At 56.6% G+C, this 14,313-nt stretch carries 14 protein-coding genes and 1 tRNA gene; 6 read left to right on the plus strand and 9 right to left on the minus strand.

Annotated elements, in window-relative coordinates:
- Positions 1-2: 2 nt before the first annotated feature.
- Together K420_RS0100700 and K420_RS0100705 are read left to right on the plus strand one after the other, a co-directional pair.
- Positions 3-686, plus strand: coding sequence for a heavy metal response regulator transcription factor (locus K420_RS0100700; RefSeq protein WP_027456353.1), 684 nt, complete (start codon positions 3-5; stop codon positions 684-686).
- Positions 683-2,014 (plus strand): heavy metal sensor histidine kinase, encoded by a 1,332-nt coding sequence (locus K420_RS0100705; protein WP_027456354.1) that lies wholly within the window; start codon positions 683-685, stop codon positions 2,012-2,014. The genes K420_RS0100700 and K420_RS0100705 overlap by 4 nt, the downstream gene beginning before the upstream one ends.
- A gap of 38 nt (positions 2,015-2,052) precedes the next feature.
- Here K420_RS0100705 and K420_RS17755 read toward each other — a convergent pair whose 3' ends face one another.
- Positions 2,053-4,140 (minus strand): heavy metal translocating P-type ATPase, encoded by a 2,088-nt coding sequence (locus tag K420_RS17755; protein ID WP_035854342.1) that lies wholly within the window; start codon positions 4,138-4,140, stop codon positions 2,053-2,055.
- A gap of 241 nt (positions 4,141-4,381) precedes the next feature.
- Between K420_RS17755 and K420_RS0100715 the strand changes: the two genes are divergently transcribed.
- Complete coding sequence (locus K420_RS0100715; RefSeq protein WP_027456355.1) at positions 4,382-4,717, plus strand: YnfA family protein; 336 nt, start codon at positions 4,382-4,384, stop codon at positions 4,715-4,717.
- 22 nt (positions 4,718-4,739) lie between these two features.
- Entirely contained in the window at positions 4,740-5,213 is a 474-nt protein-coding gene (gene cadR, locus K420_RS19950; protein ID WP_084019514.1) for a Cd(II)/Pb(II)-responsive transcriptional regulator, read from the plus strand.
- A 470-nt stretch (positions 5,214-5,683) separates the two neighbouring features.
- On the opposite strand, the gene K420_RS0100725 is transcribed toward cadR, so the two are convergent.
- Both K420_RS0100725 and K420_RS0100730 read right to left on the minus strand, forming a co-directional pair.
- On the minus strand, positions 5,684-6,982 hold the full coding sequence (locus K420_RS0100725) for an outer membrane beta-barrel protein (RefSeq protein WP_027456356.1): 1,299 nt from the start codon (positions 6,980-6,982) through the stop codon (positions 5,684-5,686).
- Positions 6,983-7,049: 67 nt separating this feature from the next.
- Entirely contained in the window at positions 7,050-7,388 is a 339-nt protein-coding gene (locus tag K420_RS0100730) for a hypothetical protein (protein ID WP_051452893.1), read from the minus strand.
- 335 nt (positions 7,389-7,723) lie between these two features.
- On the opposite strand from K420_RS0100730, the gene K420_RS19955 reads away from it, so the two are divergent.
- The gene (locus tag K420_RS19955) at positions 7,724-8,056 is read left to right on the plus strand and encodes a helix-turn-helix domain-containing protein (protein WP_084019515.1); all 333 of its coding nucleotides are present in this window, start codon (positions 7,724-7,726) and stop codon (positions 8,054-8,056) included.
- Here the strand turns inward: K420_RS19955 and K420_RS0100735 are convergent.
- From K420_RS0100735 to K420_RS0100755, 5 genes are all read right to left on the minus strand, one after another.
- The gene (locus K420_RS0100735; protein ID WP_027456358.1) at positions 8,031-8,930 is read right to left on the minus strand and encodes a recombination directionality factor; all 900 of its coding nucleotides are present in this window, start codon (positions 8,928-8,930) and stop codon (positions 8,031-8,033) included. The two genes, K420_RS19955 and K420_RS0100735, sit on opposite strands and share 26 nt — an antisense overlap.
- Positions 8,931-9,022: 92 nt before the next feature.
- A complete protein-coding gene (locus K420_RS0100740) occupies positions 9,023-10,030 on the minus strand; it encodes a YqaJ viral recombinase family nuclease (protein WP_027456359.1) in 1,008 nt (335 codons plus the stop codon).
- 98 nt (positions 10,031-10,128) lie between these two features.
- On the minus strand, positions 10,129-11,097 hold the full coding sequence (locus K420_RS0100745) for a DUF932 domain-containing protein (RefSeq protein WP_027456360.1): 969 nt from the start codon (positions 11,095-11,097) through the stop codon (positions 10,129-10,131).
- A gap of 138 nt (positions 11,098-11,235) precedes the next feature.
- Positions 11,236-11,583 carry a hypothetical protein gene (locus tag K420_RS0100750; RefSeq protein ID WP_027456361.1) on the minus strand — a complete coding sequence of 116 codons (348 nt, stop codon included), beginning with the start codon at positions 11,581-11,583 and terminating at the stop codon, positions 11,236-11,238.
- Positions 11,584-12,046: 463 nt separating this feature from the next.
- Positions 12,047-12,120 (minus strand) — tRNA-Thr (locus tag K420_RS0100755).
- Between the two features lie 45 nt (positions 12,121-12,165).
- Here K420_RS0100755 and K420_RS0100760 point away from each other — a divergent pair.
- Positions 12,166-13,935 (plus strand): GGDEF domain-containing protein, encoded by a 1,770-nt coding sequence (locus tag K420_RS0100760; protein WP_027456362.1) that lies wholly within the window; start codon positions 12,166-12,168, stop codon positions 13,933-13,935.
- A gap of 4 nt (positions 13,936-13,939) precedes the next feature.
- Here the strand turns inward: K420_RS0100760 and K420_RS20760 are convergent, their stop codons facing one another.
- Positions 13,940-14,266 (minus strand): hypothetical protein, encoded by a 327-nt coding sequence (locus K420_RS20760; protein ID WP_232422713.1) that lies wholly within the window; start codon positions 14,264-14,266, stop codon positions 13,940-13,942.
- Positions 14,267-14,313 lie beyond the last annotated feature (47 nt).

Below are 14,313 nucleotides of genomic sequence, written 5' to 3' on the forward strand. Positions count from 1 at the left end.
AAATGAAACTATTGGTTGTCGAAGATGAGCAAAAGCTTGCCCAGTACCTGCAAAAGGGATTGGGTACGGCAGGCTTCGTTGTCGACCTTGCCCATGACGGAGTAACCGGACTTCACATGAGTCTGGAGTTTGATTACTCCGCCATCATCTTGGACTCCATGCTGCCTGGCATGGACGGACTTGCCTTGCTGGCTGCCCTGCGTACCCAAAAACAAACCCCGGTCTTGATGCTGACCGCGCGGGGTAAAGTGGAAGACCGGGTCAACGGTTTGCAGACTGGCGCCGACGATTATCTGGTCAAGCCGTTCGCCTTTTCTGAGCTGATCGCTCGAATCCAGGGACTGCTGCGCCGCTCGGCACAGCATCAACAGGAAAGCACGTCAAACCGTCTGGCATTGCACGATCTTGAAATGGATCTGGCTCGCCGCAAGGTCTCCAGGAATGGTCAACGTATCGACCTGAGTGCCAAGGAGTTCCTGCTGCTTTCTCTGTTTCTGAGGAAACAAGGCGAGGTGCTATCGCGTACCGAGATTGCCGAGCAGGTTTGGGATATGAATTTCGACAGCAACACCAATGTAGTCGAAGTTTCGATCAAGCGACTTCGCGCCAAAATGGATACACCCTTCGAGCTCCAACTACTGCACACCGTACGAGGCATGGGTTATGTCCTCGAAATGCGCGAATGAAACTTGGCAAACAGATTAACCCGACGCTGAGCGGTCGCCTTGTACGCTGGCTTGCCTCACTAAGTTTGGGTGTCCTTGGATGTTTGTGTCTCGGCGTGTTTTTCTCGGTCAAAATCAATCTTGAGTCACAACAGGATCTACGCCTTGAAAAGCTCAGTACGGCAATTCAGCACCTGTTTGAAGAAACGCCGGCACACCTGCAACCGGGAACACTGGAACATGACCTGGAAGATCTTCTGAAGATCAATCGGGACTTGCATCTCAAGTTACTCGATAGATTGGGTGAGGCTCGTTTCATTTCGACGCAAAATGCTTGGCCGTTAAAAGCGCGCTTTCTCTCGCTTGCACTCCCCGAGGAAGCTTCGAGGACAGATTTTGCCGTTGCCGAATTGGCGCTCGACACTGCACCCGACGAGGCTATTCTGGATCGCCTCGCAGCCATTCTCTGGGGGGCTGCATTGATCGGCAGTGCTGCGATCACCGTGGGCGGTTACCTGCTCGTCTATTTTGGACTGGCCCCCATTCGGACACTGGCTGAGCAAACGCGCTGTCTCGCAATACTTTCCCTCGACAAACGGTTGGAAACTGAGGGGATTCCCGCCGAGCTACAAGTCCTTGTCGATCAGTTCAACGATTTGCTAAACCGACTGGAAAAAGCCTACCAGCAGCTCGAAGGATTCAATGCCGATGTAGCGCACGAATTGAGAACGCCGTTGGCGAATATCATCGCTAGCAGTGAGTTGGCTTTGCGTAGCAACGACAAGGATGAAAATCTGCGTGATTGCATCGGTGCGAATCTCGAAGAAATGCACAGGCTATCGGGCATCGTGAATGACATGCTGTTCCTGTCGCAAGCTGACCGGGGTGCAAAAGCCCGGCGGAAACCCATTCAAAGCCTCGCCCAACTCTGCACTGAGGTGGCTGACTACTATGAAGCCGTGCTGATTGAGTCCGACCTTCAGTTGTCGATTGAAGGTGACGCTTCCGGCCTATTCGATGCTGCACTGCTACGGCGCGTACTGTCCAATTTACTAAATAATGCAGCTCGATATGCCGATCACGGGAGTGCAATCGTGATCCGGATAACGCCGAAAACAGATGGACGACTCGAACTCTCGGTGATCAACCGAGGCAAACCGATTCCTGCTGCAAGCCTGCCCCATATCTTCGATCGTTTCTTCCGCGTAGACACGTCACGTAGCCACGGCCACCAAAATCATGGACTGGGTCTCGCCATCGTTAGCGCGATTGCCCGGATGCATGACGGGGCGGCATTTGCATTGTCCGCCGATGGCGAGACCGAAATAGGCGTACGACTGGACTGCTGACCGCCTCGCTGCTTTCGCCGATGCAGGCCAACGGGTCTTCAGTCTCTGGTTTGCGGCGCAGAGGTTCGCAACGTTCGCAGGCCGTTAGCGACGACCAGCAGACTGGCGCCCATGTCAGCAAATACCGCCATCCACATCGTGGCATTTCCGAACACCGCGAGCCCGAGAAATACGACCTTGATGCCCAAGGCCAGTGCGATGTTCTGCCAGAGCACAGCGTGTGTCTGGCGGGACAAACGGATGGTTTCTGGGATACGCCGCAAATCGTCGTTCATGATGACCACGTCGGCGGCCTCCATGGCGGTATCGGTGCCGGCACCGCCCATGGCGACACCAATATCGGCGCGAGCCAAGGCGGGCGCATCGTTGATCCCATCACCGGTCATGGCTGTCGGGCCATGACGCTCCTGCAGTTCCTCGATTGCAGCCAGCTTGTCTTCCGGCAGCAAATTGCCTCGTGCATCGTCGATCCCTGCCTGGCGGGCAATACTGGTTGCGGTTGCGACGTTGTCGCCGGTGAGCATGACTGACGTGACCCCAAGGCGACGCAGATCGGTAATCGCCTCCCGCGAGCTTTCCTTGATGGTGTCGGCCACCGCGAAGATGGCCAGTACCCGGTCCTCGGCGGCCAGCAAGGTCACGGTTCGCCCCTGATTCTCATGAATGGCGAGACGCGCCTCGATCTCGGGGCTGCACAGCCCACGATCCTCAATCAACCGATGATTACCCAGAATCAATGTATGCCCATCCAGGCGAGCCTCGATGCCGCGACCGGGAAGCGCAGTGAAGTCGGAGAGGCCGTTTTCCGGCAGGTTCAGGCCGGTGGCGATAGCCTTTGATACGGGATGATCCGAATGACCGGCCAGACTGGCGGCCCAGGAAAGAACCTTCGCCTCCTGATCAGTGGAGGACAACACTTCTGTGGCGACCAACCGAGGCTTGCCTTCGGTGATGGTGCCGGTCTTGTCGAGAGCAATGGCACGCAGTTTCCGGGCCTCTTCCAGATAGACGCCGCCCTTGATCAGGATGCCGCGCTGAGCAGCTGCGGCCAGTCCGCTGACAACGGTAACCGGTGTGGCGATGACCAACGCGCAGGGACAGGCGATCACCAGGAGAACCAACGCCTTGTAGAGCGCCTGTGTCCACGTCCAGTCGAACAGCCCGGGGCCACCGATGGCCACGGCCACGGCGATCACAAAAATGGCCGGCGTGTAGATAGTGGCAAAGCGATCCACGAAACGTTGCGTGGGTGCTCGTGTACCTTGGGCTGCCTCGACGGCATGGATGATGCGGGCCAGGGTCGTGTTGTTGGCGGCAGCCGTCACCTCAAATTCCAGCATACCGGTCTCGTTGATGGTGCCGGCGAAAACAGGATCACCGGTCGTCTTGTCTACCGGAATACTTTCGCCGGTAACTGGCGCCTGATTGACCGCACTGCTGCCGGCGGTTACTCGCCCATCCAGCGGAATTCGGGCGCCAGGTTTCACCCGGGCGAGTGCGCCAATGGCAACCTTGTCAGCCGGCGTCTCCAGCCAGCCACCATCGCCTAGTCGAATCTCTGCGGTTTCCGGGGCCAAGGCAAGGAGCCCCTTGATAGCGTTGCGTGCCCGATCGACGGACCGTGCCTCGATTAGTTCGGCGATGGCGTAAAGCGCCATGACCATGGCGGCCTCCGGCCATTGGCCGATCAGGAAGGCACCGGTCACGGCGACGCCCATCAGGGCATTCATGTTCAACTGGCCGCGCCGCAATGCGGCCAGTCCCTTGCGATAGGTGGAGAATCCAGAGAAAGCGATGGCAGCTGCTGCCAACGCCATACCCAGCCCCTTGAACGGCAAGGTGTCGGGTGCGAAGAAATCCAAAACCTCGGCCCCGATGGCCAATGCCAGGGCGATCAATGCCTTACTGATCTCGCCGAGACCTGATGGGGTTTCAGCCATCTGTTCATGCTCGATGGGCAGCACTTCAAAACCAAGGTGGCGGATGGCCTGTAACGCACTTTCCTGGGCAGACTGCTCGCCATCGATGGTCAGGGTCCGGGACGCCAGTTCGAAGCGTAGTGACCGAATCCCCTCAATGCCTGTCAGCACCTTGCGGATATCGTTTTCTTCGTTCGGGCAGTCCATGGCGGGAATCCGAAAAACGCTCGAATTCCCTGAGGAGTTAGGTACAGCGACACGCGGCACATCCTGTATGGAGGTCGTATCCGTCACACCGCGACCTGAACACGCGCAACGCTCAGGCTCATTGGATCGGTGCTTCTCGGCATGGGTGGGCATGGCAATCTCCTATTCGTTGATGCCATTAAAAACCCTTGAGTCGCTACAAGGTCAAGCGGCTACAATGAAAATGTTCAAGGAGAAAAGTATGTTGGAGTTCCTGAAGATATTAGGTCTCTTCGTCGTTACCGCGCTGGCCGAAATCATCGGTTGCTATTTGCCCTGGCTGGTGCTGACGCAGGGTCGCCAGCGTTGGCTTCTGATCCCGGCTGCCATGTCACTGGCTCTGTTTGCCTGGCTGCTTACATTGCATCCGGGCGCCGCCGGTCGCATCTACGCAGCGTATGGCGGTGTCTATGTTGCGGTCGCCTTGTTATGGCTATGGCAGGTCGATGGAATTCCCCTGACCCGTTGGGATTTTCTGGGCAGTGCCGTATGCCTCGGTGGCATGGCCATCATCGCTTTGCAGCCTGGCCGGACGTGATGAGCGAAAGAAGGAGACAGAAATGAAAATCGGCGAACTGGCGCGTTTAGCGGGAAGTAATGTCGAAACGATCCGCTACTACGAGCGGGAAGGACTGTTGCCGAAACCAGGGCGGAGCGAGGGAAATTACCGCATCTACGGGGTAATGCACCAGGAGCGATTGACCTTCATTCGGCACTGTCGTAGCTTGGACATGACACTCGACGAGATTCGGACGCTATTGCGCTTCAAGGAATCACCGGAGGAAAATTGCGGCGAGGTTAACCGCTTGCTGGATGAACACATCGGGCATGTCGTCCGTCGCATCGGTGAACTCCAAGCGCTGGAAAAACAGCTTCTTGAGCTGCGCAGTCGTTGTCCTGATAACCGTCAAGCCTCGACTTGCGGGATTCTTGAAGGCTTGTCGCAATCGGGCATAAGCGCGGAGCCAATGGGAAATCACATTCCAGGGGTACACGGAATGGCGTTACCCCCCTCTACGGACCTGCATGAATAAGCAAGACCGGTGTCTCCTCCTCAATTTCTCTAATTGAACCAATAGGTGTGATCTGGATATACACGAAAGGAAGAGAGCAAACACCATGTTTCCTGGTACCGATGTGCGCTAGAACTACGAGTGAGGCCTTACTCCACTAGGTAACCCTTGTCGACCCCATCCATCTCGAACAAGTGCTCGGTGAGATAGTCTTGGGAGAGTGCCTGTAGAGAGCGGCTATCTAGCGCGTGTAGCTATAGACGACCGCTTGCCGAACGAATGAATCACCTCATCGCTGTTAGATACTCGGTTACCAGTGACAGCGTATTAACGGCAACATAGAGTGGGATTTCGGACTACATTTTGCTCTTCCTCGAGTGATGGCTTCGGCCGAGTCTCTGCCCAGCAAGCCTCAAAAAACCCCAAAAAAAATAACTGCAAAAGGACGAAGGGGCCGCAGCCCCTTCTCTCTATGCAGTACGTTGATCCTCCTACAAGCCGACCCGTACCCCTGCCATGACCATCCCGATATTGCCTTTTCCTAGCGCCGCATCGCTGCCGGACAGGAAGTAATGCTCATAGCCAAGCCGAGCCTCGATAGCCTTGGTCAGCTGATAGCCAATAACCAGCCCCGCCGTTGGGGAGAGCACCATCTTCTTCACCACTGAACTCTGTGCTGAACCACCGACACCTGCGAAATCCAGGCTGTTGTAGATTTCATCCCGCGTGTGCACCGCCGCCAGACCCAGCTTCGGCTGGATGGTCAGGGATTTGATCGGTTCGAAGCGATAGCCGACGTTAGCCCCCAGAGCATTCGCCGTCCTTGTCGTTGCGCCAGTCAGGGCATTCCCACCACCGGTGATGCCATCGTTGGCACTGCGTGACTGGAACTCACCCAGCGTGGCCAGATACACCTCGTACTCGATGCTTCCCTCGTTCCGGAAGAGCGACAGGCGATAGGCCGTATCGGTCTTGTCGTCCGACATGCCGCCGGCCACCTGGGCATTGACAGTATGGGTCTGTAGATTCCAGACATTGCCGTTGTAACCTCCGCCGCTCATGCGAGCCGAAGTTTTCGACCAACCACCGGCCAAGCCCATCGACCATTTGCTACTCCCCCAATCCGTCTGGTTCGGTTTAGCGCCGAAGCTGTAGAGCAATCCCAAGGTAGTAATCGAGGCATCCCGACGAATGGTGCCATTGTCGATGTTGTTGATGGTGTCGACGCTGGCGTGGTGGATCACGGTATGGTCGAGACGGACAGCCACAGCTTCGGTGACTTGGTACTCAAGACCGAGGCCGTAGATCGGCCGGACCACATCCGTGGTACTGGATTCGTTGTTCGGATTCTGGAACAACAAGCCCGGATCGTTCTTGTTTGCCTTCCGGTCCTGATGCCCATACATCAGACCGAGGCGAACATAGGGTGCAAAGCTGCCGATGCGATAGCTACCGAGAACGGAGAGACCCAGGCCTTCGAGACGGGTCTTGCCGTCGACACTGGCGGTGCTGCCACCGCCAGTGACATAGCCGCTGATCTTGCGGGTACCCAAGTTCATGTAGCCCAGCTCGACGGCCAGGTAGTCATTGAGGCGTTCACCGACATAGAGGCCGACAGCCGTAGGTTTGTCTTTCTGTTGCGTGACATTGAGGGAATCCCATTCCATGTCGCGCAGGGTGAAATCGCTGTAGTCGGCCTTCCCTGCACCGATGCCAACATAGGTTTGGGCCAGACCGGACAGCGGCAGGCAGGCGAGCGCCAGGAGGGCGCAGGTAGTCGGTGTTCTCATTTCTCTCCCTTAAGCATTTTGGTTATGTGATCCACTATCGGCCATACACGGCCGATACCGAATCGTTTCACTTCACGTATTTGACGGTGACCGTGCCGGCCAACTTGTTTTTGGCAATCTCGTAGTCAGGATTGAAGGTAGCGAGGTTGTGCAACCCGATACCGACCGCCGCCCCCAGCCCGACCACGGCAGCCGGACTGAAAGTCGCCGCCATCGCCGCAGAGCGGTATTCGGAATAGACACGGCATTTGAGATCCTGTTTTTCCAGTCGCCCTTCGATTTTTTCAACGACAGCGCTGATGTTGGAAACGGCGACGACCTGGAACGACTCGTGGCGCATGGCCAGCGTGTCGAGCTTTTCCAGGGTGAGTTCGTCGGCGGTAAATTTCTGAATATCAATCGACATGCATGGTCCTTTTGGTATGTGACGAGTAACTCGCCGATTACTGATTACGGGGAAACGACCGGACCAGTGACACGGCCCTGCTGCTTCATCCATTTGCCGTAAGCCGCCACACAAACCGTGGTCAGAGCGCCGGCAACGAACGTGATGGCATAACTCGCGAGGGTTTCGAGAGGTGATGGGTTGTTCATCAGAGTTCCTTTAAGTTTTTGCGCGATGAGCAAACGTGATGCAGCACTTACTCTGCTGACATAGGCAAAGCGATGCTAAGTATTCCTTAGTATCGTGTCAATTAAGAAACTAAGAATCTCTTAGGTCAAATCTGGGCCTTGGGATTCATGAATCAATCGACGTATTTCGCACGACGTTTGCGAGAAGCCCGTCAGAAAAGCGGCCTCTCGCAAAAGGCGCTGGGGATCAAAGCAGGCATTGATCAATTCAGTGCTAGTCCGCGCATGAATCAGTATGAAAAGGGCAAGCACCTACCTGATTTGCTAACGGTCGAGCATCTGGCAAACGCAACAGGTGTTCCCATTCCGTTCTTTTTCACACCAGAGGACGAGCTTGCAGAATTGATTGCAGCTTGGGGGCAATTGGAAGCAAATCAGCGGACGTCACTGCTTGAGGCTGCAAAACAACTCCTGCCTATCCCAACACCGCCAGAGCCTTAGCCTCTAGTTTCTGCCCCAGCGTCTTGTTCATTGGCGTATCTGGAATTGTAGAAGCTGCCGAAGGATCGGCATCCGGAGTAGAAGAGAAGAACTCCTCCACTACTGCGCCTCCGTCTTCCTCTCCCTCTTCAAACGCCCCATTTCCCAGACCCAGCTTGGCTACTTGATCCAAGGCTTCCTGATCAAACCCAGCCAGCCGGCGTGCTTCATCTAGTTGCTTGGCCTGCCCCAGCATTTCTTCCGTCGACAACCCTGTCTGCGGCGTGATATCCACGTAGTAGATCGGTGTCCCCAAGCTCTGCCGCGTCGATTTCCCACGCAAGCGCAGTTCCAGCGCCAAGCAGGAAAGCTTGTTTCCCGAGATTGCCTGGAAATATTGCAGCCGTGCACTCAGCGTCCGAATACTGTTGAACCCTGTGGTTCGGAATACGAAGCTCCCAAGCGGATCATCATCACCCAACGCGACATTCAAGCGTCCGTAGGGTTTACAACCGCCCTTTGCCAGCGGACAAGCATCCGGTGACGAGCATGGAAACGACCTGATGCCCTCTTCCGTCTGGCGCTTGCAGTTCTGTCCATCGCCGACACAGAGTGGCCGCCCGGTTGTCCGGTCAAACAAGCTGTACTCGGCCCGGAAGTTGAGATCGGGATCGTTGAACAACAAGCGGATCGGAATATTGCGAATCTTGCCGCCCTGTTCCTTACGCAAGACTTCATCGAGTGGATGCGGCAACCAGCCATCCTTGCTCTGAACCTGGCTGGTGATGGTGAATTGATCATCCTTCTCCGGCAAACGCTTGCCGTTCTTCTCGACCACCTTGCCGATGGAGATTCGGCCAAGTAGGGGCGGAGTAATGGCGAGACCTTTCAACATATCAGTGACTCCTGTAAAAAATGCCTTCCGCCTGCACCGCTGGGGTGGCAGGTTGGGAAGGCTGATTGAGTGGTAAGGGGTGTAGGTGGAAATCAGGCAACCAGAAAGCGCCGGCTGCCTGGCTTGGTCAGGGCGTAGCGCTGTTGGAACTCGGGGTGATCCTTGAGCAGGCCAGTAACATCGAGCACCACGCTATCCTTGGCTTTCTTCCAGGTGACGCTGCCGGTTTCGAAGTTCGCTCTCGTGGCACTGCCCATGGCTTGCTGCAGGCTTTGCTTGAGTTGTGCTTCCAGCTTCTCGGCCTCGGCGATGCTTTGCCGAACCGACAGCCAATCGGCGAAGGTGGCTGACAGGTTTCGTTCCTCGGTGAAATCGAGGGTCTGGCCATCGTCTGCCGGATAGAGACAACGTAGCGCCAGATCGGCCGATTCACTGCCATCTGCCGGTGGCGGCGTATCGGTCTCAACGTAGTGCCAGAAGTGCCGTTCGAGTTCGATCAAGCGGTCAATCAAGCGCTCATCGCGTTCAATACGGTGGATTTCGAGGTGCTGACCACCCAGCAGTACGGCGACATCGGCGGCTTGCTTGCCGGTAACAGCGAGTTGGTGCATGACCTGGAGTTGAACGTATTCAGGTACGCCGTCCTTCCAGAGCTTTGCACCGTTGATGCCAGCGGTCTTGCATTCGAGGATCTGTACTGCACTCGATCCGGTGACTTCCCGGTCGATGTTGGCCAGCATCCACGGTAAGCCGGGATTTGGATGCTGCAAGACGGCGTTGATGCGCCGTACCCGATTGCCGGTGCGTTTGGTGTAGTGGGCCGCCACGATTGGCTCCAAGATGTTCCCCCAGTACATTGGGGACTCTTCATCGTGGGGATCGACCTTGGGAAGATTGCCATCACGGCCGGTCTTCTCCATCCAGAGTTCGAGTTGGCTCTTGTAAGGGTTCAAGCCAACGGCTGTTGCGGCATCCGAACTGCCGATGCCTTGTTTGCGGACGGTCAGCCAATCATCGCGAGGCAAGTCCTTGGTCTTGACCAGTTTGAGTGCTGGACGATGCTTGAGCGGGGTGGCATTGGGTAAGGCGTGTGGTTGCATAGTTCTACTCCTTCCAGAATGCAAAATGCCCAGTTAGCCAAAGAGCTGAACTGGGCATGTGCGCGGGATGAATGATGAAACGCGGATTCCGCCGATGATCAGGCGACGAGTTGCAGGGCCGTATCGAGTGCGCGTTGTTTGAGGACGGCCCCCTGGCCGAACCAGGCGGAGTCCATCCGGTACTCGGTACTACGGGCACGCCGTTCGTGGTCGACGTACTCGGTGACGGCATTGAGCAGCCCCCAAGCAGTGCCCTTGGCTGCTTCCAACTCAGCCCCCTTACCTTGGCCGTCGTAGAGGGCTTGCACCCTCTTCAAGGCACGTTCGTTAGCCAGGCCAGCCGGATCGATCGTGCCGGGCTGTACATCGCACATCACGCGCAGGAAGTAGTTCATGGCTTCGTGCGATTTCACTTTGCGTTCGGCCAAGGTGCGCATGCGGTACATAAAAGCGTCATATTGGGATACGGCAATGCCCAGTTGCTGTTTAACCGCTTGCGGATCAAAGCGGGTGCTGTGCGGCACCTTGATCGCCTGACTCGCACCATTCACGGCAATGGACAGTGTGTTGTTGCAGACGACACGGACGGTCGTGGGGGTTGCCGTGGTGGCGAGGGTGCCGTCACATGACGTAGCTAACAACAAATAGCCATTGACCTGATCGTTTCCCTTCAAGGCGGTAGTTTGACCGGTCTTGGCCAGTGCCCAGAACTTCTTGCCGCCTTTCAATACACCAGCCGTCTCCAGCTGGTAGCCGGAAACGTCGGTGAGATCGCGGTAGAACTCCAATACCTCCTTGGGCTGGACTACCTGATAGCGCTGAGAGACAACCGACAGCGCTTCCTTTGTGTCCGAGCGGTAAAGAACCTTCTGATCTTCGAAGGAATGGATGGTGCCCAGACTGCCAATGCTGTCGGCCATGAAACGGACCGGGGACTCCTGGATGGTCCAGTCCATACCGGCAGATTTAGCCCAGACTTCGATGGGTTGTTTGGCCGGAAGACGATTGCCGAGTCCGTGCCAGGGTTCGGCGCCGACATAGGCCATTTGTTGAACGAGGTGTGCCATGAGATTTCCTTTCGGGAATGAATGGGCGCAGCCGCTCCGCAGGGGGCACGGCAGAGACGGGAGGCGTTGAATCAATGGGAGAGAAAGACGAGAACTGCGATGCCGTCCGTTGCAGACGGCAGAGGTCGAGCAAGCCGATCAGTAGCTGGGTGGCTCGGATACGGTGAGACTAAAGCAGTGGCCGCATGCAAGGCAGCGGTAGTTGTCGAGGATGCGACGGTCGACGAGTTCGCCCAACCGGGCACCGGACAGGCCACCGGCCGTGCCGCCAACCACGGCGCCGAAGAGCGCACCGAGGACACCGCCGAAGACCATGCCAGGCGGACCGGCGACGATGCCGACGGTCATGCCGATTTCGATTCCGGACAGACTACCGGTGGCACCACCAACACAGCCGCCGACCGTGCCGATCAGGCCGGCAGTCTTTCGGGCGCGATTGCGGGTGGTGATACGTGCAGAGTGACAGTTTGGGCATTGAATGTTCATTCTCTGACTCCTGTAGATGGAAAGGACGAACGAAATCAACGAACACCATTTCTGGCACTCGCTGATTTGAACGTAATGAGGAGTTAGGTACTGAGGCCAGCTGCTTGACTCTGGCCAATCTGCCATGTTTTGCGACAGACGATCACCTTCTCAAGAAGGTGATATGTGATTGAAAAAAACTAAAATCCACGGGATATTGCGTGGGATCACTCAGCATGATCATTTCAAGCCATACATTCCCGGCTCACAAAACTGGCCTCGGAGATAGTCAGAAAACGCGGGCACTTCCCTGCGAAGGAGTGGCATGCAAATACTTCCAGCCCTACTCCACCCCAAGTTATCATGCTGAATTGATTAACAGGTGATCGGTATAGTGTTGATCGCCACAGGAGCAACCAAGGAGCAACGGACAATGAAAAACAAAAAAGCCACTCCGAAGAATGGCCTAAATGCTTGATTTTACTGGTGCCCCCGAACGGAATCGAACCGCTACCTGATGATTACAAATCAACTGCACGACCTTCATGCTACGGGGGCATGGAAAGCGAGGGCGCATTATAGCTTGATCGCTTCAAAATCGATATGACAGCACCGACCAACCCATTCGAAATTGCCCGGGAAACACTGCGCCTTCTGGCCGCACGCCGTATTGCGCCAACACCGGACAATTACCTGACGCTCTACCATGAGATCGCCGGAAGCAAACCGGCGGCAATGGCATTTCCTGAAACACAGTTACGCTCGCTGGCCGCTGCACTGCCGAAGTCATCGCCCGAGCAACTCCGGCTAGCCCGGCAGCTCGATGAGTCCGTCAAGGCTGGCAATTGGGAAGAATATAAGGACCGGCTGGTTGAATTCATCAATGGCTTGGCCGAGACGCAGAAGCTGACCTGGGCCACGCTGATAGCTGAATTGTTGAAGCAATGGGAGGCCAAGCACCCCGGGCTGACGTTGGCACGCAAAAGAGAATCACTTGAACACGTACTGAACAGTAGCGGCGCCAACCCGGAAACACTGTTCACCCGACTCCAGAATTTGCTCAGGGGCTGGGGCAAGGGCGGGGCGAGCGAAGAAAGCGGAGGGGAAGAGTACCCTCAAGACAACACGGAAGCAGCCGAAATCCCCTCCAAGCCGCCCGCGAGCACCAGCGAACTGCAACCGGAACTTCGCGAACTGCTTGCCTTCACCCTGGAAACCGCTATTACCAGCCAATTGCTGGAAAGCCCACAACTGACCAGCGATGCTAAGGCACTTGCCGCCGAGATTCGCAAGGCAGCCAGCGTCCGGCAAATGCAAGACTTCCTGGCCCGCCTGAAGCGTTTTGCCTTCAAGCTCGAACTACTGGCCGAAGATCAGGCAGAACTCCGCCTGAGCCTGCTCGGCCTGCTCCGCTTGCTCGTCGAAAACATCAGCGAACTGGTGCTGGACGACCACTGGCTGCACGGGCAGATCGAAGTAGTACGCGAAATCATCGGCACCCCGCTCTCCCAACGTGCGCTGGACGACGCCGAGCGCCGCCTCAAGGAAGTCCTGTTCAAACAGGCGCAACTCAAGGCCAGCCTCTTCGAAGCCCGGGAAGCCATCAAGCAAATGCTCGCCGGTTTTGTCGACCACCTAGCCGACTTTGCCGAAGCCACCTCTGATTACCACGACAAGATTGAATCCTGCGCCGACAAGATCAGCGCCGCCAAGGACATCTCTGAACTGCAAGACGTACTCGGCGAAGTCATGCGTGAAACGCGAACCATACAAATCAACGCGCAACGTTCCCGTGACGAATTGCAGCAAACCCGGCAGCAGGTGCTCGAATCCGAAGCGCGCATCAAGGAACTGGAACGTGAGCTCGAAAGCACCAGCGAACTTGTCCGCCACGACCAACTAACCGGCGCACTCAACCGGCGCGGCCTGGAGGAAATCTTTACCAAGGAAGCCGCCCGCGCCACCCGGCACGAGACTGAGCTGTGCGTTGCACTGCTCGATATCGACAACTTCAAAAAACTGAACGACGCCATGGGCCACGCCGCCGGCGATGAAGCATTGATCCATCTGGCACGCGTGTGCCGTGACACCCTTCGCCCGCAGGACACGGTGGCACGCTACGGAGGGGAAGAATTCATCATCCTGCTGCCGGACACCCCTCTGGCCGATGCCTCCGCCGCCCTCACCCGGCTGCAGCGCGAACTCACCAAAAAATTCTTCCTGCACGGAAACGACAAGGTACTGATTACCTTTAGTGCCGGCGTCACCCAGATGCGTAGCGACGACAGCCGGGAAAGTGTCATCAAGCGCGCCGACGAAGCCATGTACAACGCCAAACAGTCCGGCAAAAATCGGGTCTTTGCTACCCGGTAGGTGTTTAGGGCCGAACATGACCACCACCTACGGCGAAAACGATTAACTCGCCTACGAAGCTTCCCGTACGCCAGGAACACATCGGCGGCAAAGTCTTTACCATGGCGCCTCGATCCGCCACAACGTCATTGCCGGCAACCTCTTCGCCGAACTGCGCACCCACCTCAAAGGCAGTCCCTGCCGCGCCCTGATTGAAGGCGTCAAACTCCGGCTGCGCAAAGAACAAAGCTATTTCTACCCGGACGTGATGCTCACCTCCGAAGACCGCCTGCAGGAACTCAACAGCCTGCAACAAATTATCGAAGCCCAGGTCGAAATCTACCGCCCGCACGGCGACATCTGCTGGGGATCATCACCGACGAACCCGGCGACACCGTC

It is taken from the genome of Dechloromonas agitata is5, from assembly GCF_000519045.1.
GTDB lineage: Bacteria > Pseudomonadota > Gammaproteobacteria > Burkholderiales > Rhodocyclaceae > Azonexus > Azonexus agitatus.

Coding starts and splice junctions, on each gene's coding strand:
- K420_RS0100700 (WP_027456353.1), top strand. CDS start 3: ATGAAACTATTGGTTGTCGAAGATGAGCAAAAGCTTGCCCAGTACCTG.
- K420_RS0100705 (WP_027456354.1), top strand. CDS start 683: ATGAAACTTGGCAAACAGATTAACCCGACGCTGAGCGGTCGCCTTGTA.
- K420_RS17755 (WP_035854342.1), bottom strand. CDS start 4,140: ATGGACTGCCCGAACGAAGAAAACGATATCCGCAAGGTGCTGACAGGC.
- K420_RS0100715 (WP_027456355.1), top strand. CDS start 4,382: ATGTTGGAGTTCCTGAAGATATTAGGTCTCTTCGTCGTTACCGCGCTG.
- cadR (WP_084019514.1), top strand. CDS start 4,740: ATGAAAATCGGCGAACTGGCGCGTTTAGCGGGAAGTAATGTCGAAACG.
- K420_RS0100725 (WP_027456356.1), bottom strand. CDS start 6,982: ATGAGAACACCGACTACCTGCGCCCTCCTGGCGCTCGCCTGCCTGCCG.
- K420_RS0100730 (WP_051452893.1), bottom strand. CDS start 7,388: ATGTCGATTGATATTCAGAAATTTACCGCCGACGAACTCACCCTGGAA.
- K420_RS19955 (WP_084019515.1), top strand. CDS start 7,724: ATGAATCAATCGACGTATTTCGCACGACGTTTGCGAGAAGCCCGTCAG.
- K420_RS0100735 (WP_027456358.1), bottom strand. CDS start 8,930: ATGTTGAAAGGTCTCGCCATTACTCCGCCCCTACTTGGCCGAATCTCC.
- K420_RS0100740 (WP_027456359.1), bottom strand. CDS start 10,030: ATGCAACCACACGCCTTACCCAATGCCACCCCGCTCAAGCATCGTCCA.
- K420_RS0100745 (WP_027456360.1), bottom strand. CDS start 11,097: ATGGCACACCTCGTTCAACAAATGGCCTATGTCGGCGCCGAACCCTGG.
- K420_RS0100750 (WP_027456361.1), bottom strand. CDS start 11,583: ATGAACATTCAATGCCCAAACTGTCACTCTGCACGTATCACCACCCGC.
- K420_RS0100760 (WP_027456362.1), top strand. CDS start 12,166: ATGACAGCACCGACCAACCCATTCGAAATTGCCCGGGAAACACTGCGC.